Origin of the sequence: Cellulomonas edaphi (assembly GCF_030362815.1) — a bacterium.
GTDB lineage: Bacteria > Actinomycetota > Actinomycetes > Actinomycetales > Cellulomonadaceae > Cellulomonas > Cellulomonas edaphi.
Genome location: NZ_JAUCGR010000001.1, coordinates 761462 through 782710, shown reverse-complemented (window position 1 = coordinate 782710; position 21249 = coordinate 761462). Strand labels below are relative to the sequence as shown.

Below are 21249 nucleotides of genomic sequence, written 5' to 3'. Positions count from 1 at the left end.
CCGTGCCGGTCGAGTGGGTCCCGGACGTCCTGGGCGACGGGTTCGAGGTGGCGACCCTGGAGCTCGTGCCCGACGAGGAGGGCCCCGTCGTCGCCAGCCTCGTCCGCTACCAGCCGGCCACGCCCGAGCCTCAGCGCCCGTCCCGCGCGGTCGTGTACCTCCACGGCTGGTCGGACTACTTCTTCCAGACCGCGCTCGCCGAGTTCTGGCACGCGCGCGGCGCGGCGTTCTACGCCCTCGACCTGCGCAAGTACGGGCGCAGCCTCCGGCCGCACCAGACGCCGGGCTACGTCGACGACCTGTCGGCGTACCGGGCCGACATCAGCGCCGCACTCTCGGTGGTGCGTGCGGAGATCGGCGCGCACGGGCGCGTCATGCTGCACGGGCACTCCACCGGCGGGCTGGTCGCCGTGCTGTGGGCACACCACTTCCCCGGCACGGTGGATGCGCTGGTGCTCAACAGCCCGTGGCTCGAGCTGCAGGGGTCCTCGGTGATCCGGCACCTGTCGGGCCCGGCCGTCGCCCAGCTGGCGCGCTTCCAGCCCAAGACCCCGTTGCCCAACATCGACCCCGGCTACTACAACCGCACGCTCAGCATGGACTCGGGCGGCGAGTGGACGTTCGAGACCCGGTGGCGGCCCACCCCCGCCTTCCCGGTGCGCGCGGGCTGGCTCCGCGCCGTGATGACCGGGCACGCGCAGGTGGCCCGCGGGCTGAGCATCCGCGTGCCGGTCCTGGCCCTGATCTCTGCCCGGTCGCTGATCAGCCCGCGCTGGAGCGAGGACATGCGCAGCGCCGACATCGTGCTGGAGGTCGACCAGCTCGCACGCCGCGCCGTGCAGCTGGGCTCGCACGTCACGGTGGTGCGGATCGAGGGCGGCATGCACGACCTGGCGTTGTCGGCCCGCCCCGCGCGTGAGCGGTACTACGCCGAGATCGACCGCTGGACGGCGGCGTTCGGCTGGGGATAGATCGTTGGGGGTTGTCGTCGACGTATCAACGATATATCGTTACGTCGTCTGGTCGACGCCCCCGTGTGCGGACCGTCCCGGACGCCCTCCGACGAGCACCGCTCGTCCCCACACATCCCCCAGGAGTTCCCATGACGTACGACCACATACCCCGCCACCCGGGCGACCACCGCGAGCGCGGACCGCGTCGCCCCGACGTCACCGACCCCCTCACGGGTCGTCTGGCCGGGCGCCGCTGGCGCCCCGAGGGCTTCGGCCCGCAGGGCTTCGGCTCCCAGGGCCACGGCCCGCGGGGCCACGGCCACGGCTTCGGAGGCCCGCACGGCCAGCCCGACGAGGCCCGCGGTCGCGGTCCCGGCCGGGGCCCCGGCCGTCGGGCCGGCCGCGGTGACATCCGCGCTGCGGTGCTGCTCCTGCTGTCGGAGCAGCCCATGCACGGCTACCAGCTCATCCAGGAGATCGGACAGCGATCGGGCGGTCGGTGGCGACCCTCGCCGGGTGCCATCTACCCCGCCCTCGCGCTGCTCGAGGACGAGGGCCTGGTCGGCATCACGGCCGACGCGGGCCGCAAGCTCGCCTCCCTCACGGATGCGGGCACCGCCTACGTGGCGGAGAACGCCGCGGAGCTCGGCTCCCCGTTCGACGACGCCCAGTCCCGCCCCGGCCACCCGGGTCGGCCGCTGCGAGACGCGCTCGAGGCACTCGGCGCCGCCGCGGGCCAGGTGGGCCGCACGGGAACGGACGAGCAGGCCGCCGCGGCACTCGCCGTCCTGGACCGCGCCCGCCGCGACCTCTACCTGATCCTGGCCGGCGAGCCACCCACCGCCTGACCGGCCACCCGGCCCGGCCACCCGGCCCGGCCGGCTGCCCGGGCCGAACCTGTGGTTGTCCACGTCTCGCGGTCCGGGAGCGAGGACAACCACAGGTTCGACTCGAGCCGGCCTGGCCGGCGGGTCAGGTCAGCGCCGCCACGAGGCGGGTGAGGAACGCGTCCTGGCCCGCGACCAGAAGGGGCGCCGCCGCCGCGGGGGTCAGCCACGCGGCGCGGTCCAGCTCGGGCACCTCCAGCTGCCGGCCCGAACGGGGCGGCCACTCGATGACGGCGGTGTTGCCCACGATGCGCGCCACGTCCAGGTCGCCGCGGCGGGCCCAGGCCCGGACCACCTTGCCGCTGCGCTGCCGGACCTCGCCGAGGTCGATGTCCGGCTCCGTCGCGGCCGGGACCGCGACGCCGAGCTCCTCCGCGAACTCGCGCAGGGCCGCGGCGTGCGCGTCCTCGCCGGGCTCGATCTCCCCCTTGGGGATGGTCCACGCGCCGGCGTCCTTGCGGGCCCAGAACGGGCCGCCCATGTGGCCCGCCAGCACCTCGACCCCGGAGTCGGCCGCCCGGAACAGCAGCAGCGCCGCGCTGGTCCGCGGCACGTCAGATGGTCGTGGTGTCGATGACGAACCGGTAGCGCACGTCGCTCGCGACGACGCGGTCGTAGGCGTCGCCCACCTCGTCGGCCTTGATCGTCTCGATGACGGAGCCGATCCCGTGCTCGGCGCAGAAGTCGAGCATCTCCTGGGTCTCGGCGATGCCGCCGATGTTGGAGCCCGCGAGCGACCGACGTGCGCCCACCAGCGCGAAGACCCCGAACGTCTGCGGCTGCTCCGGCAGGCCGACGAAGACGAACGAGCCGTCCAGGCGCAGCAGGCCGAGGTACGCGTCGAGGTCCAGGTCGGCCGAGACCGTCGACAGGACCAGGTCGAACGATCGGCGCAGCTCGCGGAACGTGGCCGGGTCGCTCGTCGCGAAGTAGTGGTCGGCGCCCAGCCGGCGACCGTCGGCCTCCTTGGACAGCGACTGGCTCAGCACCGTGACCTCGGCGCCCATCGCGTGCGCGATCTGCACCGCCATGTGCCCCAGCCCGCCCATGCCCACGATCGCGACGCGGCTGCCCGGGCCCACGCCGTAGTGGCGCAGCGGGGAGTAGGTGGTGATGCCCGCGCAGAGCAGCGGCGCGGCCACGTCGAGCTCGAGCCCGTCCGGGATGCGCAGCGTGTAGGCCTCGTCGACCACGATCTGCGTGCTGTAGCCGCCGAAGGTGCGCTCGCCGTCGTAGAACTTCCCGTTGTAGGTGGCGACCATGCCGCGGGAGCAGAACTGCTCCTCGCCGGCCAGGCAGTTCTCGCACTCGCGGCAGGAGTCGACGAAGCAGCCCACGCCCACCCGGTCCCCGACCGCGAACCTCGTCACCTCGGGACCCACCTCGCTCACGACGCCCGCGATCTCGTGCCCCGGGACCATGGGGAAGAGCCCCGCACCCCACTCCGCGCGAGCCTGGTGGATGTCGGAGTGGCAGATGCCCGCGTACGCGATCTCGATGCGCACGTCGTGGCCGCGCAGGTCGCGGCGCTCGATCGTCGTGCGCTCGAAGGCCGCACCAGCGGCCGGGACGGACAGGGCGGGGACGACGACGGGCACAGCGGACCTCCGGACGTGACGGGACGGATCGGCGCCCGGGTCAGCTCGTGGTGAAGCCGGTCGCCTCACCCAGTGTCGGTCCGCCGTCGCCGAGGCGCCAGGCGCGCCACCCGTCGATGACGCTGTCCGTGCCGATCGCGGCCGCCGCGGCGTGGCCCGGGTCGGCGAACACCTGGCCCGCGCCGAGCTGGATGAGGCCGTCGTTGCGGAGCATGGCGAGCACGCGCTGGTTGCGGCGTTCGCGGTACCAGACGAGGGTCGTCATCGCCCGCCGCTGCTTGGCCAGCGTGGCCAGCCGCGGATGAGGCACATCGACCAGGCCGGGCGCGGAGATGGCCGGCACCGCCGGCTTCGGCGCGTGGTTGACCGGTGCCGGCGGGACGAGCTCGGCGGGCGACGGCCCGGCCGGGATGGGGGCCGGGGCGGTGGGAACGGGGGCGGCCGGGGCCGCGGGGGCAGGGACGGCAGGCGCCGCGGCGGCGGGGGCCGGGGCGGCGGGTCGCTCGGGCGCAGTCGGAGCGGCCACCACGGGCGTCGGTGCGGTGGTCACCGGCTGCGGCACGAGCGGCGTGGGCGCGGGAGCCCGCGGCATGGGCGGCGGCGAGGGCACCGCGCGCAGCTCGCCCGACGACGGGTGGTCGGCCCACGGCCGGCTGGGGATGGGCGGGAGGACCCGCCGCTCCGGCTCGTGCGCCATCGCGGACGCGAAGGTGGTCTCGCTGGCGCGGACCAGCCGCAGCGCGGTGGGCTCGACCGCGCGCCGGCTGCCCTCGTGCTTGGCCAGCGGGGAGACGTCGATGAGCCGGCGGTCGTCGCTGCCCCGGACGACGCCCACCTGCAGGATGTCGACGTGCCGACCGGGTCCGCGCAGGAACCCGAGCGTGTCCGTGGCCTCGGCCGCGACCTCCGAGCACAGCAGCACCAGGCGCACGCCCTCGCGGCGGCTGGTCTGGGCACCGAAGGCGACCTGCTCGCGGAAGGCGGCGAACTCCACGCCGAACCGGCTGGGGTCGGCGTGGTAGGCCCGCGACAGGTCGGTGGTGGTCATGCGGGCGGCGGCACCCGCGTGCCGCAGCGCGCTGACCACGGCGTCGTCGTCGACGACCTGGACGATCTCGACGACCACCGGACGGCCGGTCGCGTCGAGGGCGAGCAGCGCAGGCAGGTGCGCGTGGTCCGGGGCGCCCGTGCGCGAGCGGACCGGGAACAACGGCTCACCGGCGATCGCCGTCAGGTGGTGCGTGAGCAGCGCCTCGCACTCCTGCGCGAAGGATCCGGCCAGCGGCTGCATCGGCTGGACGAGACGCGGGCGCCCCTCGTCGAGCTCGAAGATCGGCATCCCGTCCTGGCCTTCCTGCGCGGCTCACGTGCGCGCGTCATCCCCGCCGATCGGTCCTCGTCCCAGACCCGGCGCCCACACTCTGGCACAGCGCGAGGGCCGCGTCAGCCCGCCGGACGGGTATGGCATGCGGGAGATTCACCACACCCGCGTCAGCCCTCGGCGAGGCCGGCCTCCACGCGCGCGACCTTGGCGTCGAGCTGCCCGGTGTGCCCAGGGCGGATGTCCGCCTTGAGCACCAGGCTCACGCGGTTGCCATGCCTGCCGACCGCCTCGGTGGCACGTTTGACCACGTCCATCACCTCGTCCCACTCGCCCTCGATCGTGGTGAACATCGCGTCGGTGCGGTGCGGGAGCCCGGAGTCGCGGACCACGCGCACGGCATCGACGACGGCCTCGGTGACGGACTCGCCGGCACCGAGGGGGGCGACGGAGAAGGCGACGAGCATGCCCCCACCCTCACCCGACCCGGGTGCCGATGTCCAGGCGTCGGGTGCTACGCGCCCGCCGGTGCGATGCGGCTGGCCAGCAGCTCGGCCAGGTGCACGCCGGCGGCGCCGGCCAGCTGCTCGCCCTGCGTCCGGCACGAGAACCCGTCGGCCAGGTACACGTCGCCCGGCTCGGCCGCCCGGAGCGCCGGAAGCAGGGCGTTCTCCGCCACTGCCACCGACACGTCGTAGTGGCCCTTCTCCATGCCGAAGTTGCCGGCGAGACCGCAGCAGCCGGACAGCGCGGAGAAGCTCGCCCCCGCGTCCGTGAGCAGCGCGCGGTCCGCGTTCCACGTCATGACCGAGTAGTGGTGGCAGTGCGGCTGCACGACGGCGGTCACGTCGGACAGGTCGGGGACCTGCCAGCGGTCGCCGGGGCCGACGGGGGCCGGTGCCGTGAGCAGCTCGGCGAGCGTGCGCGTCTCGCGCGCCACGGCGGCCGCGCGCGGGTCCTCGGGCAGCAGGTCCAGCAGGTCCGACCGCAGCACCGCGGTGCAGGACGGCTCGAGCCCGACGATCGGGATCCCGTTGACCGCGAACGGCCCCAGCACCTCGAGCAGGTGCGTGAGCTGCGTGCGGGCACCGTCCAGCTGGCCCGTGCTGATCCACGTCAGCCCGCAGCACGCCTGGTGGTCCGGCACGAGCACCTCGTAGCCGGCGTCGCGCAGCACCACGACCGCCGCCTGGGCGACCGACGGCGACAGGGCGTCGGAGAACGAGTCCGTCCACAGCAGCACGGGCGGCCGCGGCACCTCGGGGGCCGCGTGCCCGGTGCGCGGCGTCGCCGCGTGGTCGGCGGCTCGACGGGCCACGGTCACCTGACCCGCACCCTGGCCGCGCACCCAGCGGCGGAACGGCTCGGGCGCGAAGCTGACCATCGCGCGCCTGGTGTCCATGCCCCCGCCCGCCAGGACCGCCTTCGCGACGGGGCGGACACCGAGCACGGAGTTGACGAGCGTGGTGAGGGCGCGCGACGAGGTGACGAGACGAGCCCACCGGGGCAGCCAGCCCAGCGCGTAGTGGGAGCGGGGACGGAGCCGCCGGCGGTATGTACGGTGCAGCACCTCGGACTTGTACTGCGCCATGTCCACCCCTGCGGGGCAGTCCGACGAGCACGCCTTGCACGACAGGCACAGGTCGAGCGCCTCGTGCACCTCGGGCGAGGACCACCCGCGCGAGACGAGGGACCCGTTGGCCATCTCCTGCAGCACGCGCGCCCGGCCGCGCGTCGAGTCCTTCTCGTCCCTCGTCGCCACGTAGGAGGGGCACATGAACCCGCCGGCCGCGGTGTTGTCCGCGCGGCACTTGCCCACGCCCACGCACCGGTGCACGGCCGTGGTCAGGTCGCCCGCGTCGTGCGCGAAGGAGAAGCCGGTGGTCGCGAGCAGGGGCCGGGCCGCGGGCCGGCGCAGGTCCGCGTCCAGGGCGGCCGGTCGCACCAGCACGCCCGGGTTGAGCAGGTCCCGCGGGTCCAGCAGCGCCTTGAACTGCCCGAACAGCGCGATGGCGCGCTCCGAGTACATGACGGGCAGCAGCTCCGAGCGGGCGCGCCCGTCGCCGTGCTCGCCGGACAGCGAGCCCCCGTGCGAGGCGACGAGGTGCGCGGCGTCGGTCATGAACGCGCGCAGGGGATCCCCGGAGCGCTCCATCGGGACGTCCAGCCGCAGGTGCACGCAGCCGTCGCCGAAGTGCCCGTACGCGAGGCCGTCCACGCCGTGCGTGGCCATGAGCGCCTCGAGCTCACGCAGGTAGGCGCCCAGCCGGGCGGGTGGCACCGCCGAGTCCTCGAAGCCGGGCCATGCCTGCGCACCGGACGGCGTGCGGCCGCCGAGCCCGGCGCCGTCCTCACGGATGCGCCACATGGCGGTCGCCGCCGGCCCGGGCGGGAACACGGCGACCGCGGAGGTGCCGGCGTCGGCGGCCAGCGCGCCCGCGGCGGCCATCGCCTGGTCGAGCGACTCGCCACCCACCTCGACCATGAGCCAGCCCGCGCCCGGCGGGAGGTCGGGGACGGCCGCAGCACCGCGCACCCGGCGCACCACGTCCACGAGTCGCGAGTCCATGCCCTCGATCGCCAGCGGACCGTGCGCCAGCAGGGCGGGCACCGCGTCCGCAGCGGACGGCATGTCCGGGTAGCCGAGCACCACCAGGACGGGCGCGGCCGAGATCGGGACCAGGCGCACGGTGGCCCCGAGGAGCGTCCCGACCGTGCCCTCCGTGCCGACGAGAGCCTTGGCGAGGTCTGCGCCGCGCTCCGGGAGCAGGTGCTCGAGCGAGTAGCCCGACACCTGGCGGCCGAACCGCCCCAGTTCAGTACGGATGACGTCGAGGTTGCTGCGGACCAGAGCGTCCAGACCCGGCACGGGGTCGAGCGACCCCGCTCCGGCGGTGAGGCGCCGACCCGTGCCGTCCACGACGTCGAGCGCAAGCACGTTGTCCGCCGTGCGTCCGTACGCCACCGCGCGCGGACCGCAGGCGTTGTTGCCGATCATCCCGCCGAGCGTCGCGCGCGCCTGCGTCGAGGGATCGGGGCCGAAGCGCAGCCCGTGCGGGGCCGCGGCCTTCTGCAGCGACGCCATGACGACGCCCGGCTCGATGCGCGCGGTCCGGGCGTCCGGGTCGATCTCGAGGATGCGGTTGACGTGCCGCGAGAAGTCGAGCACCACCCCGGTGCCCACCGCGTTGCCCGCCACCGACGTGCCGCCGCCGCGCGAGGTGATGGGGACGCCCGCGTCCCGTGCCACGACGAGGGCCGCCTGCACGTCGTCGGGGTCCTGCGGGAAGACGACGATCTGGGGGACGACGCGGTAGTTCGACGCGTCGGTGGAGTACTCGGCGCGCCGGCGGGTCGAGTCGTCGACCGCGCCGCGCACGGACGAGCGCAGCGCGGCCACGACGTCGGTGCGGGTTCGCAGGTCGTCGGTCACGGCAGCCACGGGGGCATCTTCGCACCGCGGAGCGGTGGGTCTGCCGCGCCGTCCGCTGCGGAAGACGTGCGGCACCGCTGGTCCAGCACGGACGGGCGGCTCCGCAGTGACCCGCCCGTCCGTGCAGGACGCACGGCGCTCAGCTCGTCGTGATGTTCACCAGCCAGCTGACGCCGAACTTGTCGACCAGCATCCCGAAGGTGTCGCCCCACGGTGCCACGGCGAGCGGCATCGTGATGGTGGCACCGTCGGACAGACCTTCCCAGAAGCGGGTCAGCTCTGCCTGGTCCGCCGCGCCGCCGCTCAGCGACACCGAGTGCGCGCTGCCCGGGGTGTACGCCATCGACTTCGGCGTGTCCGAGGCCATGAGCACCAGGCCGCCCGGGCCCTCGAGCTGTCCGTGCATCACGTTGTCGGCCTCGCTCGGGTCCTCGCTCGCGTGGAACTCGGCGAAAGTGCTGATGGTGAGGTCACCGCCGAACACCGAGTGGTAGAACGTCAGCGCGTCGCGGGCCTGGTCGCGGAAGCCCAGGTACGGGTTGAGCGTGGTCATCTCAGGACACCTCCAGCGTGATCTCCGTCCCCGTGAGCGCCTTGCTGACGGGGCACGTGGCCTTGGCGGCCTCGGCCGCCTGCCGGAATCCGTCGGCGTCGAGACCGTCCGTCTCGCCGCTGACCTTGAGGACGATCCCCGAGATGCGGAAGCCGCCCGCGGGGTCGGGACGCAGCGTCACGTCGGCCGTGACGTCGAGCGAGACCGGGGTCCCGCCCGCCTCGGCGACGAGTGCCGACAGCTGCATGGCGTAGCAGGACGCGTGGGCGGCGGCGATGAGCTCTTCCGGGCTCGTGGTGCCGCCCGCCTCGTCGGCCGCGCGCTTGGGGAACGACACCTCGAACGACCCGGCACCCGAGCTGGTGAGCTCGGTCTGACCGGCACCGTCGGCGAGGGTGCCCTTCCAGGCGGTGTGTGCAGAACGCGTAGGCATGCGGGCTCCTCCGTGCGGCGTAGGGGGCCGGTCGACCACCAGCACCCCACGCTAGGAGCACCCGCCCACGCGCGCGAGGTCTAGCCGGCGTACTCCCAGTGCCACGCCTCCGGCTTACCGCCGCCCGCCTGCGCCCACGCCGGGTGGTGCCATCCGAACGCGGCCGCGTGGTCCACCATCCACTGGTGCTGGCGGCTGCCGAACGTCTGGATCCCACCCGCGAAGTCCACCGCGACGCCGCTGCCGTGGTTGGACGTGCCGGGGACCGCGCACAGGGAGCCCTTGCGCGCACGGCAGGAGACCTGTCCGGCGTACGACCGGTAGGAGTCCGTGAGCTCGACGTTGCGCCCGAACTGCGCGCGGTAGGCCGTGTTCAGCTTCTCCAGCCCCTGTGCGGCATCGCAGCGCAGCAGCGCGTGGGCGTCGAAGGACGGCCGGCACAGGGCACTCGCCGGCACCTGGCCGTTGGGATACCCCTGCAGCGACCTCTTCCAGGCGGCGCGCTGCGCGGCGGCCCGACGCTCGGCGGCCTCGTCGGCCTTCTTGTGCACCTCGGCGCTGTGCTCGACCGAGGCCGTGATCGCGACGACGTCCTCGACGGCGTCGCGCAGCTGCTCGGTGGTCGCGTCCTCGGGTCCGGTCACCGCGGGGACGACGAGATCGTCGACGGAGTCGGGCCGTCCGCTACCGGCCGCCGCAGCGGCCGACGGGCTGAGGTCGAGCGAGAAGACCTGCGCGGACTCGGCGGCCGACGTGAGCGGGCCGTCGACCTCGGGGGCCCGCGGCGCGACGTCGGGCGCCACCGGAGCGCTCGCGGCGGCGTCCGGGGTCGCGGCCGCCGCATCGGACGCTGCCGACGTGGACCGGTCGGCCGGCTCGGACGACGAGCCCGGCTCCGGTGCCAGGCGCGAGGCGGACCGCGACGCCGCGGCCTGCTTGCGCGGGGCGGCCGTCACGGGGGTGGTGCGTGCCTTCTCGACGAGCGCCTCGAGCTTCACCGTCGCCGCCTTGAGCTTCGTGAGCTGCGCGGTGTCGACGTCGGTGGCCTTGCCCGTGGACTGCGCGGCGCGAGCGACCTCGACCGCGTCGGCGGCGACGTCCACCACGGCCGTCCGCGCCGCGGCGACCGTCCTCGCGGAGTGCGTCGCGGACGACGACACGCCGCCCGTGCCACCGCCCGTGGCGCCGGCCTCCGCCGCACGCCCGGAGGCGACGAGCGTCGAGGCGGACTCGCCGGGGTTCGACTCCGCGACCGTGGCTGTCCGCGCCACCGCCGCCGTGGCGGTCAGCCCGCCGGCGAGGACGGCGACGAGTGCGCCCTTGGTCAGGCGCACGGCAAGTCGCTCGGCGCTCCGAGTCACGTTACTCATCCGTAACACCGTAAGGGGTCGAATCGGTCGTGAATCCGGACAAAGGGCCTGATCAGGGCACTATTCGGCGTGACCCTCATCACGTTTGCGCCGCGCATTCGGGGGGTGCGTGCGCGACTAGTGTTCCTCCCGTGCACGCCACCTCCGGCAACCTCGACGACCTCTACGACATCGGCCGTCTCGCTCACCGCCTTGAGGTCGAGAACGCGACGATCCGCGTGTGGCTCTCGCGGGGCGTGCCGTGGCTCCCTCGCCCGGACGGTCGCCTGAACGGCGGCGCCGTGTGGCGCGCGAGCACGCTGGAGGGCATCGAGGACCGCCGCGTGAAGGGCCGGCCAGGCCCCAAGCCCCGCGCGACCGTGGCCGCCCCGGTCTCCGTCGTGGCCGCCGTCCCGGTGGCGGCCGACGCGGGCTGACGCGTCTCTCCACTGCCCCATAGGACCGCCGTCGACGACGGGCCTAGCGTGGTGACCGGTGGCATCGCCACACGGTGCCGCGGGACGGAGCCGGTCATGTCGCACGTGCAGGACCCGGACGACGACGCCGTCGCCCGTGCGATGCGCGCCCAGCCCCGCGCCCGGTTCCTCCCGCGTCGCCGGCGCCCGTTCGCTGCGCAGGACCGGCCGCTGCCGCTGTGGCACGGCCAGACGAGCTCGCAGCCGAGCACCGTCGCGGCGATGCTCCGACTCCTGCAGGTCAACCCGGGTGCGGCGGTCCTCGACGTCGGGGCCGGATCGGGATGGACCACGGCGATCCTCGCGCAGCTCGTCGGGCCGACGGGCGAGGTGCTGGGAGTCGAGCTCGACCCCGAGCTGGCCGCCTGGGGCGCGGCCAACCTGTACGCGAGGGGTATGGGCTGGGCTCGCATCGAGCGGGCCGTGCCCGGCTCCCTCGGCCGCGAGCGCGCGGGCGGGTGGGACCGGATCCTCGTCTCCGCGGCCGCGACCGAGCTGCCCGCCGCACTCGTCGAGCAGCTGGGCCCGTCCGGACGGATGATGATCCCGGTCCGCACCACGATGCACCTGGTGGAGCGGACCGCGGACGGGGTCACGGTCAGCACGCACGGCTCGTACTCGTTCGTCCCGCTGCGATGACGCAACGAGACGGAAACGTCCGAAGTCTTCCGAAACTCCGTACCGGTAAGTAACGTGCCCCCCGGCGCCCTCGGTGAACCAGGTCACACCTGCGTTCGGCCTGGGGCGCACCGTGTCGTTCGAGCTCTCAGAGGTGTGTGCGCATGATCCGTCGACCGATCCTCGCGTCCGTCACTGCCGCATCGGTGGTGCTCAGCGCAGCCATGCTGGCCAGCCCAGCAACCGCCGCCCCACCACCCGACGTCCCCTCACCGAGCAAGCTCAGCGACGTCTCGTCCTCGCTGCGCGACAAGGCAGCGAAGGACGCGCGCAAGGTCGTCGGCCTCGCCGGTGCGACGGGCACGGTGACCGCGTTCGTCCAGCTCAAGGCGCCCTCGGGCGTGGAGGTTGCGAAGAAGGCGGGCACGGACGACGCCGACGTCAAGGTGGCCGCCCGCGAGACCCGGGCCCTCGCCGCCGACGTCGTGCCCGCCACGCTGACCAAGACGAACGTCGACAGCGCCGCGCCCAAGCGCCTCGGGACGCTGACCAACCTGGTCGCCGCCACCCTGGTCACCGGCGACGCCGCGCGGATCCGCGCGCTCGCCGCCGACCCGGACGTGGTCGCCGTGTACCGAGTCGCGCGCAAGAAGGTGGAGAACGCGAACTCCGACGCCTTCACCAAGGCGCTGGACACGTGGAAGGCGACCGGCAACACGGGCTACGGCGTGCGGATCGGCATCATCGACACCGGTCTCGACTACACGCACGCCGACTTCGGCGGCCCCGGCACGGTTGCCGCGTACAACGAGGCGTACGGCACCAACGGCACGGCCCCCGTGCCCGACGGCTACTTCGACCGCACCAAGTTCATCGGTGGGTACGACTTCGCGGGCCCCCTCTACAACGCGGACCCCGACTCGCCCGACTACAACCCGGTCCCCAGCCCGGACACCAACCCGATCGACTCGCTGTCCACGTCGGACAACTCGGGTCACGGCACGCACGTCGCGGGCACCGCTGCCGGCTACGGCGTCGACGCCGACGGCAAGACGTTCACGGGCGACTACTCCAAGCTCGACTCGCTCGCGGGCTGGGAGATCGGCCCGGGCACCGCGCCCGAGGCGCAGCTCTTCTCGCTGAAGGTCTTCGGTGACATCGGCGGCTCGACCGACGTCACGGCGCTCGCGCTCGACCGCGCGGCCGACCCGAACAACGACGGCGACTTCTCGGACCGGCTCGACGTGGTCAACCTGTCCCTGGGCAGCGACGGCACCCCGGCGGACGACCCGGACAACCTGGTCATCGACAAGCTGAGCGCCCTCGGCACGGTGGTCGCGATCTCGTCGGGCAACGCCGGCGACATCACCGACATCGGCGGCGGCCCGGGCAACGCGGCCAGCGCGCTGACGGTCGCGAACTCGGTCGCGACGCCCGTCCTCGACTCGGTCGAGGTCACCGCGGCCGGCGACGACTCGCTCGAGGGCAAGAAGTTCGGGGCCCAGAACTCGGTCGCCTACACCGGCACGTCCGACGTGACGGCGCCGGTCTGGTACTCCGGCAACCCGGCGTTCGACGGCTGCACCCCCTTCACGGCGGAGCAGGCTGCGGGGGTCGCCGGCAAGATCGCCTACCTGTGGTGGGACGACAACGACGCGACGCGCAACTGCGGCTCCGTCGTGAGGTTCACCAACGCGGCCAACGCCGGCGCCGTCGGCGTCATCCTGCCCACCGAGGTCCCGGTGTTCGCCGCCGGCATCTCGGGCATCGCCAGCATCCCCGGCGCGCAGCTCATCGCCTCGGCGACGGATGCGCTCCTCCCGGAGATCGTCGCCGGCACCCTGACGCTGCACATCGGCCCGAGCCTGGCGATGACCGGCGTCCAGGACGGCGCGGGCGACCTGCTCAACAGCAGCTCGTCGCGCGGCGTGCACGGCTCGCTCGGCGTCATCAAGCCCGACGTGGCCGCTCCCGGCACCGGCATCAGCTCCGCAGCCTCGGGTGCGGGCGACGCTCCGCACGTGCTCTCCGGGACGTCCATGGCGTCGCCGCACGTCGCGGGCATCGCGGCTCTCGTCGTCCGGGCCCACCCGGCGTGGAGCAGCGCGCAGGTCAAGGCCGCGGTCATGAACACGGCCACGCACGACGTCACCACGGGCCCCGGCGGCACGGGGCTGAAGTACGGCCCGCAGCGTGTCGGTTCGGGTCGCGTCGACGCTCTCGACGCCGTCAACACCAAGGTGATCGCCTACAACAAGGCCAAGCCCGCGCTCACCTCGGTGACGTTCGGCGTGGTTCCCGTGGGCGCCGCCAAGGTCGTGCAGAAGCAGGTCGTCACGGTCAAGAACTTCGACACCAAGGCCGCCAAGACCTTCACGACGGGCGTGACGCTCGCGACGAGGTCGGGCGGCGCGACGATCACCGCCTCGCCCGCGACGATCTCGGTGCCGGCCGGCGGCAGCGCCGACGTCACCCTGACGCTCACGGCGGACCCCGCCACCCTGAAGAAGGAGATCGACCCGACCTCGGAGAAGGAGGTCAGCGGCATCCCGCTCGACCGCGAGTTCGTCACGGAGGTGGCCGGACGCCTGGTCCTCACGCCGCCCACCGGCACCGAGCTGCGGGTGCCCGTGCAGGCCGCTCCCAAGCTGGTCAGCGCCCTGACGGCCACGTCGCCGGTGTTCGCCTCGTCGGCGGCCTCGTTCGGGGAGATCCCGATCAAGGGCCGGGCCGTGACCACGGGTGGCTTCGACTCGCTCAGCGCGCCGTTCATCCTCGCGGCCACCAGCCCGAAGATCGCGGTCAACCCGGCCCTGCACACCTCGCAGTCCGCGCTGGCCTCGGGTGACCTGAAGTACGTCGGCTGGTCCTCCACGGTGCCGTTCGTGGCCGAGCTGGACGACCCGACGCACATCCCGCCGGCGGCCTACAACAAGCTGGAGATCGGCATCGCCGTCCACGGCAACTGGGCCTCGCTGGGCCGGGTGGTCACGCCGGTGATCGACATCGACATCGACAAGGACGGCACCCCGGACGTCGAGGCGATCGTCACCAAGCTCAACGCCGACAGCGACCTCACCACGGTCGAGTCGTACGACTACGAGTCGGGCGACCTGCTGGGCATCGAGCTCGTCAACGAGGAGGCGGGCGACGTCGACACGAGCGTGTTCGACAACAGCGTCCTGGTGGCACCGATCAACCTGGCGGACAACGGGATCACGGCCGGCGCCAAGCCGTCCATCAAGGTCTCGACGTACTCGTCCTACGCCTCGGCGGAGGACGGGCTCGTCGACACGACCCCGGCCTTCACCGTCGACCCGTTCGCGCCGCCGTTCTGGTTCGTCACGGACGACTTCGCGAACACGTGGATCGACGGTTCGGACGTCACGTCGATCACCGTCCACAAGGCTGCTGGCGTCACGTCGGGCAAGCTGCTCGTCCTGACCCCGCAGAACTCCAGCCCGACCACCCGGGCGCAGGTCGTCGACGTCAAGACGGCGTCGAGGACCAAGCTGGCGATCAGCCCGACCGCCGTGAAGTTCGGCACCGCCGCCAAGGCCACGGCCACGGTGACGGGCTCGTCCGCACCCACCGGCAAGGTCGAGTTCCGCGAGGGCAGCAAGGTGCTCGCCACCGCGACCGTCGTGGTCAGCGGCAAGACGGGCACGGCGAAGGTCACGCTGCCGAAGTCGCTCAAGGTCGGCAAGCACACCCTGACCGCGGTGTACCTGGGCAACACCTCGGTCGCGTCGTCGAAGGGCACGGCGAGCCTCACGGTCGCCAAGGCGACTCCGTCGCTCACCCTCTCGACGAGCTCGTGGACGGTGAAGAAGAACAGCACGCCCAAGCTGTCCGTCACCGTCAAGGGCTCCACGGGCGCTCCCCTGCCCACGGGCAAGGTGGTCGTGACGGTCGGCTCGAAGTCGGTCACGGCGTCCCTGTCCAGCGGCAAGGCGACCGTCCGCCTGCCGAAGATCACCAAGGCGACGACGGTGACCGTCACCTACAAGGGCAGCAGCAGCTACACCTCGGTGTCGAAGAGCCACTCGATCAAGGTGAAGTGACCTGACAGCCCAGAAGGGGCCGCGCCGACCACCCGGTCGACGCGGCCCCTTCGTCGTCCGCCCTCAGGGCGTACGCCACGGTCCGAACGGGGGAAAAGCGCCCGAGCCGGTCAAGCGCCCGCCGGACGAGGTCGATGCTCAGCCCATGGACCTGCTCCCCTCGCCGCACCTGCCGGGTGACGACGAGCCCTCCGGGTGCACCGCTCCGCTCAACGCGGCCGAGCAGGTGTGGGCGGCACAGCACCGCGAGCTGGTCTCGGAGCTGTGCGACGGCGACGTCGACGAGTGGACGGTGGGCCACCTGTTCGACCGCGTGCACACGACGTGGCTCGAGTCCGAGGAGCAGCCCGACCCCGCTCCCCTGGTGCACGCCTTCGGCGTCGCCCTGGGAGACCTCGTGCTGCGCGAGGTGCGCGGCCTGGCGTGGGTGTCCTACCGCGACGACGACACGCGCGTCACGCTCGCCCTCTCGAGCCCCGACAGCCCCCTGGTCGTGTTCCCCATCGCCTCGGTCGAGGAGCACTGGGGCATCGCGGCCGACGGGTGGTTCACCGCGCACGTGCACGCCGTGGTGCACGAGACCGTGCGCCAGCTACGACGTTCGACGGCCGACCGCTCAGAACAGGGTGTCGACGACTGACCCCGCCTCGACCGGCACGCCGACCGGCCCCGAGGGCACATGGCTGCCGTCCCGCATGGCCCGAGCCGCGATGCCGGCCAGCTCGTCGGCCCGCTCGTTGAACCGGTCACCCTGGTGCCCACGCACCCACACGAAGCTCACGGGCCCCGGACGCTCGGTGATAGCCCGGTCGATCGCCTGCACCAGCGCGAGGTTCTGCACCGGGCTGCCGCCGGCGGTGCGCCAGCCCTTGCGCCGCCAGCCGTGCACCCACTCCGACGCGCACTTGATGGCGTACTGCGAGTCGGCCTGGATGCACAGCGGCTCGTCGCCGGGGTGCGACGTGATGGCCTCGAGCACCGCCATGAGCTCGGCGATCTGGTTGGTCCCCGCGGCCACCGCACCGCTCGCGTGGGAGCCGTCGTGGTTGGCCCAGGCCCAGCCGATGGCCCCACCCGGGTTGCGCAGGCAGGAGCCGTCCGTGCTGACCGTGATCACGGTGCGCCATTCTGCCCTGCCGGCACCGGATCTCGACGCGCGGGCCACATGGGCTAAGCCTCGAGCCCGTTCCGTCCGATACTGGAACGTATGACGATGTTCGAGGACCTCGATCTCGCAGAGGCGTTCGGCGACGACTTCCCAGCGCAGGACGATCCGCCGCGCCGTCATGCGGCCTGGATCACCGTGGTGGCGCTCGGTCTCGCCGTCCTGCTGGTCGCCGGTGGCCTCCTGTGGCTCGGCGCCAGCCGGCACTCCACGCCCCCGGCCGCCGTCGTCACGCCGGTCGTCGCGCTGCCCGCGCTCGGCGAGCCCCAGACTCCCTCCGACCAGATCAGCGCGACCGGCCTGGACGGCACCGGCGTGCGCACGGCGAGCACCCGGTTCCTCGGGCAGACCGACCTGGGCCGCGTCTACGCGGGGGTGGGCGCCGACGACAAGCTCTGCCTGCTCGCCGTCCCCGAGGGGGACCTCACCTCGACCACCTGCCTCACGCCGCGCGAAGGCTCCGTCCTGGAGCTGCGGCCGGACGCCGACGGGCCGGGCATCGCGCTCGTCACCACCGGCGGCACCGCGCCCGACGAGGCGGACGGCTGGACCGAGACGAGCCCGGGACTCTGGGTCGTGCCGGCCTCGTCCTGACGCGCCACGTGCCGACCGGCCGGTCCTGAGCCTCTCTTCGACCCGGCCGCGTCAGCCGGCGAGCACGTCCACGAGCCGCCGGACGCTCGACGTCAGCCCCCACCGCTCCGCGAGCGCGACGAGCGCCTCGGGGTCGGCCGGCGTCGCCGGCAGCCGGTCGTCGACCACCGCGACCGGCGCGTCGGGTGCCACGCGCACCACGTTCGGTGCGACCGCCAGATAGTCGGCGGCCTCGGTCAGACGTCGCAGCTGCGTGGCCGTGAGCCCCTTGTCCTGCGCGTCGCGCGCCTCGAGGATGCCGACCAGCGAGCCGTACCGGTGCACCAGGGCTGCCGCCGTCTTCTCGCCGATCCCGGGCACGCCGGGCAGCCCGTCGGAGGGGTCGCCGCGCAGCACCGCCATGTCGGCGTAGCCCTGGCCCGTGGCGACGTCGTAACGCTCGGCCAGGCGCGCCTGGTCCACCGCCTCGAGGTCCTTGATGCCGCGCACGGTGTACAGCACGCGCACGTGGGCCTCGTCGTCGACCAGCTGGAACAGGTCGCGGTCACCGGTGATCACGTCGATCGCGTCGCGCTCGGCCGGCGCCTTGGCCCGCTCGCGCGCGACCAGCGTGCCGATGACGTCGTCGGCCTCGTACCCCGCCGCGCCCAGCCGGGCGATGCCGAACGCCGCGAGGACGTCCGCGATGACCGGGACCTGCGGCGCCAACGTGTCCGGGATCTCCTCGACGTCGCCGTCGGGGCGCTCTTGCGCGACACGGTGGGCCTTGTAGGAGGGGATGGCCTCGACGCGGAACGCGGGTCGCCAGTCGTCGTCCCAGCACGCCACCAGCCGCGTGGGCCGGTGGTCGGCCACCAGGCGCGCGATCATGTCGACCAGACCCCGCACGGCGTTGACCGGCGTGCCGTCGGGCGCCTTCACCGAGTCGGGCACACCGAAGTACGCGCGGAAGTACAGCGAGGCGGTGTCGAGCAGCAGCAGGCGTCCGGTCGGCGCGGTCATGGCCCGAGTCTGTCAGGCCGGCCGCGTGAGGTCGCCACCCTCGCCGCGGCCCACGGGGTGCGTCCCGGCGGCCGCGACCTGGAGCCGGCGCCCGAAGAAGCGGCGCTGCACGTACCAGCCCGTGCCGGCCACGCAGATCCACACCAGGAACATGACGGTCTGCTGCCATCCCTGCTCGGGATGGTCGAGCGCGCCCATCTGCTCGGGCCACACCACCGCGACCCCGGTCATCGCGACGCTCGCACCGCCCAGCGCGGTGGTCCACAGGATGACGCGGCGGCCGAACCGGTCCGCGAGCATCGCCGCCGCCGCCGCCACGGCGAGCACCAGGACGACCGACAGGAGCACGTTGGTCTGCCGGTTGCCCAGCGCGGCCCACAGCTTCGCGCCGATCACCGCTCCCGTGACGGCGCCGATGACGAACGGCGCGAGGTGGAAGACGTACATCGCGACGAGCCAGACGATGACGGCGGACGCGACGGCGACCCAGATCGCGTCCCAGTCGGTCGCCCCGAACGCCTCCGCGAGCAGGTAGGCGCCGCCGAAGCCGGAGGCGAGGAGCGCAAGGTTGATAGAGACGATGCCGCCGAAGCACAGCACGAGGCCGACGGCGACGACGATCAGCCCGGACACCATCCGTCCACGCTAGGCGCGATCGAGCCACCCGGCCCGGCGGGGAGACGAGAGGGACCGGCCGACGCCCCTCCGCGACGGCCGGTCCACCTCGAGCTGGGTCAGCGGGACGCGAAGTCCAGCTGCTGGTCGACGACGGCGACGACCGACCACGTCGATCCGTCCGTGCCCGTGAGCTCGTAGCTCGGGACGAGCGTCGTCGAGCCGTCGGGCGCTGTCTGCGTGGCCAGGCCGAGCCGGGCCTTGGTGATCGTCACCTCGGTCACCGGCCAGCTCAGCGGGTCGCCGGCCGACGCCGTCGGCGGCACGGTGGGCTTCGGCTCCTGGGTGGGCGCCACGGCCACGTCGTCGGAGGCCGAGGCCGAGGCCGCGACGCCCTCACGCGCGGCGTACGGAACGGGCCCTCCGCCCGACGCCCCGAAGCGCGGGTCGCCGAGGCGCTCCACCGCCTGCGCCGGGCTCACCACGTCGTAGCTCCCCAGCCCGACGAGCGGCGCGACCGGCCCGTTGACGGACGAGACACCGTCCGCCACCAGGCTGACCGACCAGGGGTTGTCCGTGCGCTGCCCGTCGACCACCCGGTAGGCGATGACCGTCGTCATGCGGTCGTCGCCGTCGCCCTGCGACTCGAGCTCGAGCGCCCCGGTGTCGACCCCGAGCGACTCGAGGACGTCCTTGGCCTCGGCGACGGCCTTGGCCCCGCGCGGTGCCGCGTCGCCGTCGCACTCGATCGCCGCCGACCCGAGGTCCGACGCGACCTCTCCCGCGGCGGGCGTCTCGATCGAGTCCGGCGCGGACTTGTCGAGGCACGCCCACGGGTCCTTGGCGGGGTCGTAGTAGCTCATGCTGGCGACGCCGTCGGGCGCGAGCGACACGGTCGCACCCGTGCCGTCGTTCGGGCCGACGGTCCAGCCCCAGTCCTCGCGCGGGGTACCGGCCACGCCGAGGGCCTCGGCGAGGCGCGCGGCCGTGCCGGCGGAGTACACCGAGGCCGCGTCATAGGCCCAGGAGTCGGCAGACGAACCCGCGGTGGACAGCCCCCGCGCGGTGAACACCGTGTGCAGCCCGTAGCCGGCCGGGAAGAACGAGGAGGCCACCCGCTTCGAGGAGTCAGCGCTCGCGGCCGCGCCGACGCCGAACGGGTTGGACTGCGGCGCGATCTCGCCCTGCGCGCTCTGGGCGTCCTGGGCGCCGGCGGCCTGGCGGGAGGCCGAGTCGCTCAGGGAGATCGGCGGGGCGCCGGCCACCGTGCTCGCCGAGTCGCGCTGGTTGCCCAGTGCGTAGCCACCGCCGCCGACGAGCGCCACGCCCGCCACGGCCGCGGCCACCTGGATCCAGCGCGGCGTGCGCCGCGAGCGCCGGGCGGCGAGCTCGTCGTCGCCCAGCTGCACGCCCGTCGACTCGGCCAGGGCGGCGTGCAGGCGAGCGAGGTCGGGAGCGGAGCCGGCGGCGGGGTCGGCCGCGCGCACGGCGTCCAGCGCGTTCTGGTCGTTCTCAGGCGTACTCACCATGGGCTCCGAGGGTCACGAGGCGGTTGCTTCCACCCCGTCTGTGTCCCCGGCTCGGCGAATCTTGCAGCCGCGACCAGCAGCGCGGGCTCAGCCCTGCGCTGCCCACGCCGCGGCGAGTCTGGAGCGGGCGCGGCTCAGGGCGGCGTCCGCCCCACCCCGGCCGATCCCGAGGACCTCCGCGAGCCCGTCGCCGGTGAGTCCCTCCCAGGCGTGCAGCAGCACGATCTGCCGGTCCCGGGGGCTGAGGGCGGCCAACGCACGGCGCGCCTGGTCGTCGCGCACGGCGAGCAGGGCGGGGTCGTCGTCGTCCGCGTCCTCCGGGACGTCGGCCATCAGCACCGGACGTGACTTGCGACGGTGGTTCGCGACCACGAAGCCCGCCGTGCGGTACAGCCAGGGCAGCTCGGCGCCGGAGGGCACCTCCTCGCGTCGTCGCCACGCGATGGTCAGCACGTCCGCGGTCAGGTCCTCGACGTCGTCGGCCGCGACCCTGCGCGCGAGGTAGCGGTGCACGGGCGTGGCGTGGTCGCGCACCAGGGCCTCGAACCACGGCGCGCCCCGCTCGGCGCGCGGCTCATCGCCCTGCTCGCGCTCGTCGTCCACGCCCACCGCGGCTTCCTCGGTCTGCACGCCCACCCTGCCCCCTGCGCTGCACCAGC

At 73.7% G+C, this 21249-nt stretch carries 20 protein-coding genes; 7 read left to right on the top strand and 13 right to left on the bottom strand.

Annotation, left to right across the window (positions count from 1 at the left end):
* Nucleotides 1-2: 2 nt before the first annotated feature.
* Nucleotides 3-971, top strand: a complete 969-nt coding sequence (locus QRT05_RS03675; protein ID WP_289445368.1) for an alpha/beta hydrolase — start codon at nucleotides 3-5, stop codon at nucleotides 969-971.
* Nucleotides 972-1102: 131 nt separating this feature from the next.
* Nucleotides 1103-1801, top strand: coding sequence for a PadR family transcriptional regulator (locus QRT05_RS03670; RefSeq protein ID WP_289445367.1), 699 nt, complete (start codon nucleotides 1103-1105; stop codon nucleotides 1799-1801).
* 124 nt (nucleotides 1802-1925) lie between these two features.
* On the opposite strand, the gene QRT05_RS03665 is transcribed toward QRT05_RS03670, so the two are convergent.
* The 8 genes from QRT05_RS03665 to QRT05_RS03630 all read right to left on the bottom strand — a co-directional run bounded on the left by QRT05_RS03665 (nucleotide 1926) and on the right by QRT05_RS03630 (nucleotide 10548).
* Nucleotides 1926-2393: an NUDIX domain-containing protein gene (locus QRT05_RS03665; RefSeq protein WP_289445364.1), complete on the bottom strand. Its 468-nt coding sequence runs from the start codon at nucleotides 2391-2393 to the stop codon at nucleotides 1926-1928.
* 1 nt (nucleotide 2394) lies between these two features.
* Nucleotides 2395-3438: an NAD(P)-dependent alcohol dehydrogenase gene (locus tag QRT05_RS03660; RefSeq protein WP_289445362.1), complete on the bottom strand. Its 1044-nt coding sequence runs from the start codon at nucleotides 3436-3438 to the stop codon at nucleotides 2395-2397.
* Nucleotides 3439-3478: 40 nt separating this feature from the next.
* Complete coding sequence (locus QRT05_RS03655) at nucleotides 3479-4777, bottom strand: hypothetical protein (protein ID WP_289445360.1); 1299 nt, start codon at nucleotides 4775-4777, stop codon at nucleotides 3479-3481.
* A 152-nt stretch (nucleotides 4778-4929) separates the two neighbouring features.
* The gene (locus tag QRT05_RS03650; protein WP_289445359.1) at nucleotides 4930-5226 is read right to left on the bottom strand and encodes an MTH1187 family thiamine-binding protein; all 297 of its coding nucleotides are present in this window, start codon (nucleotides 5224-5226) and stop codon (nucleotides 4930-4932) included.
* Between the two features lie 47 nt (nucleotides 5227-5273).
* Complete coding sequence (locus tag QRT05_RS03645) at nucleotides 5274-8192, bottom strand: FAD-binding and (Fe-S)-binding domain-containing protein (RefSeq protein ID WP_407650306.1); 2919 nt, start codon at nucleotides 8190-8192, stop codon at nucleotides 5274-5276.
* Between the two features lie 139 nt (nucleotides 8193-8331).
* Entirely contained in the window at nucleotides 8332-8745 is a 414-nt protein-coding gene (locus tag QRT05_RS03640; protein WP_289445354.1) for a VOC family protein, read from the bottom strand.
* Between the two features lies 1 nt (nucleotide 8746).
* Nucleotides 8747-9178, bottom strand: a complete 432-nt coding sequence (locus tag QRT05_RS03635) for an OsmC family peroxiredoxin (protein ID WP_289445352.1) — start codon at nucleotides 9176-9178, stop codon at nucleotides 8747-8749.
* Nucleotides 9179-9258: 80 nt separating this feature from the next.
* Nucleotides 9259-10548, bottom strand: coding sequence for a M15 family metallopeptidase (locus tag QRT05_RS03630; RefSeq protein ID WP_289445350.1), 1290 nt, complete (start codon nucleotides 10546-10548; stop codon nucleotides 9259-9261).
* 131 nt (nucleotides 10549-10679) lie between these two features.
* On the opposite strand from QRT05_RS03630, the gene QRT05_RS03625 reads away from it, so the two are divergent.
* From QRT05_RS03625 to QRT05_RS03610, 4 genes are all read left to right on the top strand, one after another.
* Nucleotides 10680-10964 (top strand): hypothetical protein, encoded by a 285-nt coding sequence (locus tag QRT05_RS03625; protein ID WP_289445348.1) that lies wholly within the window; start codon nucleotides 10680-10682, stop codon nucleotides 10962-10964.
* Nucleotides 10965-11060: 96 nt separating this feature from the next.
* Nucleotides 11061-11642, top strand: coding sequence for a protein-L-isoaspartate O-methyltransferase family protein (locus QRT05_RS03620; protein WP_289445347.1), 582 nt, complete (start codon nucleotides 11061-11063; stop codon nucleotides 11640-11642).
* Between the two features lie 143 nt (nucleotides 11643-11785).
* Complete coding sequence (locus tag QRT05_RS03615) at nucleotides 11786-15685, top strand: S8 family serine peptidase (protein WP_289445345.1); 3900 nt, start codon at nucleotides 11786-11788, stop codon at nucleotides 15683-15685.
* 145 nt (nucleotides 15686-15830) lie between these two features.
* Nucleotides 15831-16325 (top strand): DUF3806 domain-containing protein, encoded by a 495-nt coding sequence (locus tag QRT05_RS03610; RefSeq protein ID WP_289445344.1) that lies wholly within the window; start codon nucleotides 15831-15833, stop codon nucleotides 16323-16325.
* On the opposite strand, the gene QRT05_RS03605 is transcribed toward QRT05_RS03610, so the two are convergent.
* Complete coding sequence (locus QRT05_RS03605; protein WP_289445343.1) at nucleotides 16302-16802, bottom strand: ribonuclease H family protein; 501 nt, start codon at nucleotides 16800-16802, stop codon at nucleotides 16302-16304. The genes QRT05_RS03610 and QRT05_RS03605 overlap by 24 nt on opposite strands.
* Nucleotides 16803-16892: 90 nt before the next feature.
* On the opposite strand from QRT05_RS03605, the gene QRT05_RS03600 reads away from it, so the two are divergent.
* Entirely contained in the window at nucleotides 16893-17444 is a 552-nt protein-coding gene (locus tag QRT05_RS03600) for a hypothetical protein (protein ID WP_289445341.1), read from the top strand.
* Nucleotides 17445-17495: 51 nt separating this feature from the next.
* Here the strand turns inward: QRT05_RS03600 and QRT05_RS03595 are convergent, their stop codons facing one another.
* From QRT05_RS03595 to QRT05_RS03580, 4 genes are all read right to left on the bottom strand, one after another.
* Nucleotides 17496-18446, bottom strand: coding sequence for a 5'-3' exonuclease (locus QRT05_RS03595; protein WP_289445339.1), 951 nt, complete (start codon nucleotides 18444-18446; stop codon nucleotides 17496-17498).
* Between the two features lie 12 nt (nucleotides 18447-18458).
* Nucleotides 18459-19082: a DUF4203 domain-containing protein gene (locus QRT05_RS03590; RefSeq protein WP_289445337.1), complete on the bottom strand. Its 624-nt coding sequence runs from the start codon at nucleotides 19080-19082 to the stop codon at nucleotides 18459-18461.
* Nucleotides 19083-19180: 98 nt separating this feature from the next.
* On the bottom strand, nucleotides 19181-20587 hold the full coding sequence (locus tag QRT05_RS03585) for a hypothetical protein (RefSeq protein WP_289445335.1): 1407 nt from the start codon (nucleotides 20585-20587) through the stop codon (nucleotides 19181-19183).
* Between the two features lie 90 nt (nucleotides 20588-20677).
* Entirely contained in the window at nucleotides 20678-21220 is a 543-nt protein-coding gene (locus QRT05_RS03580) for an RNA polymerase sigma factor (protein WP_326522630.1), read from the bottom strand.
* Between the last annotated feature and the right edge of the window lie 29 nt (nucleotides 21221-21249).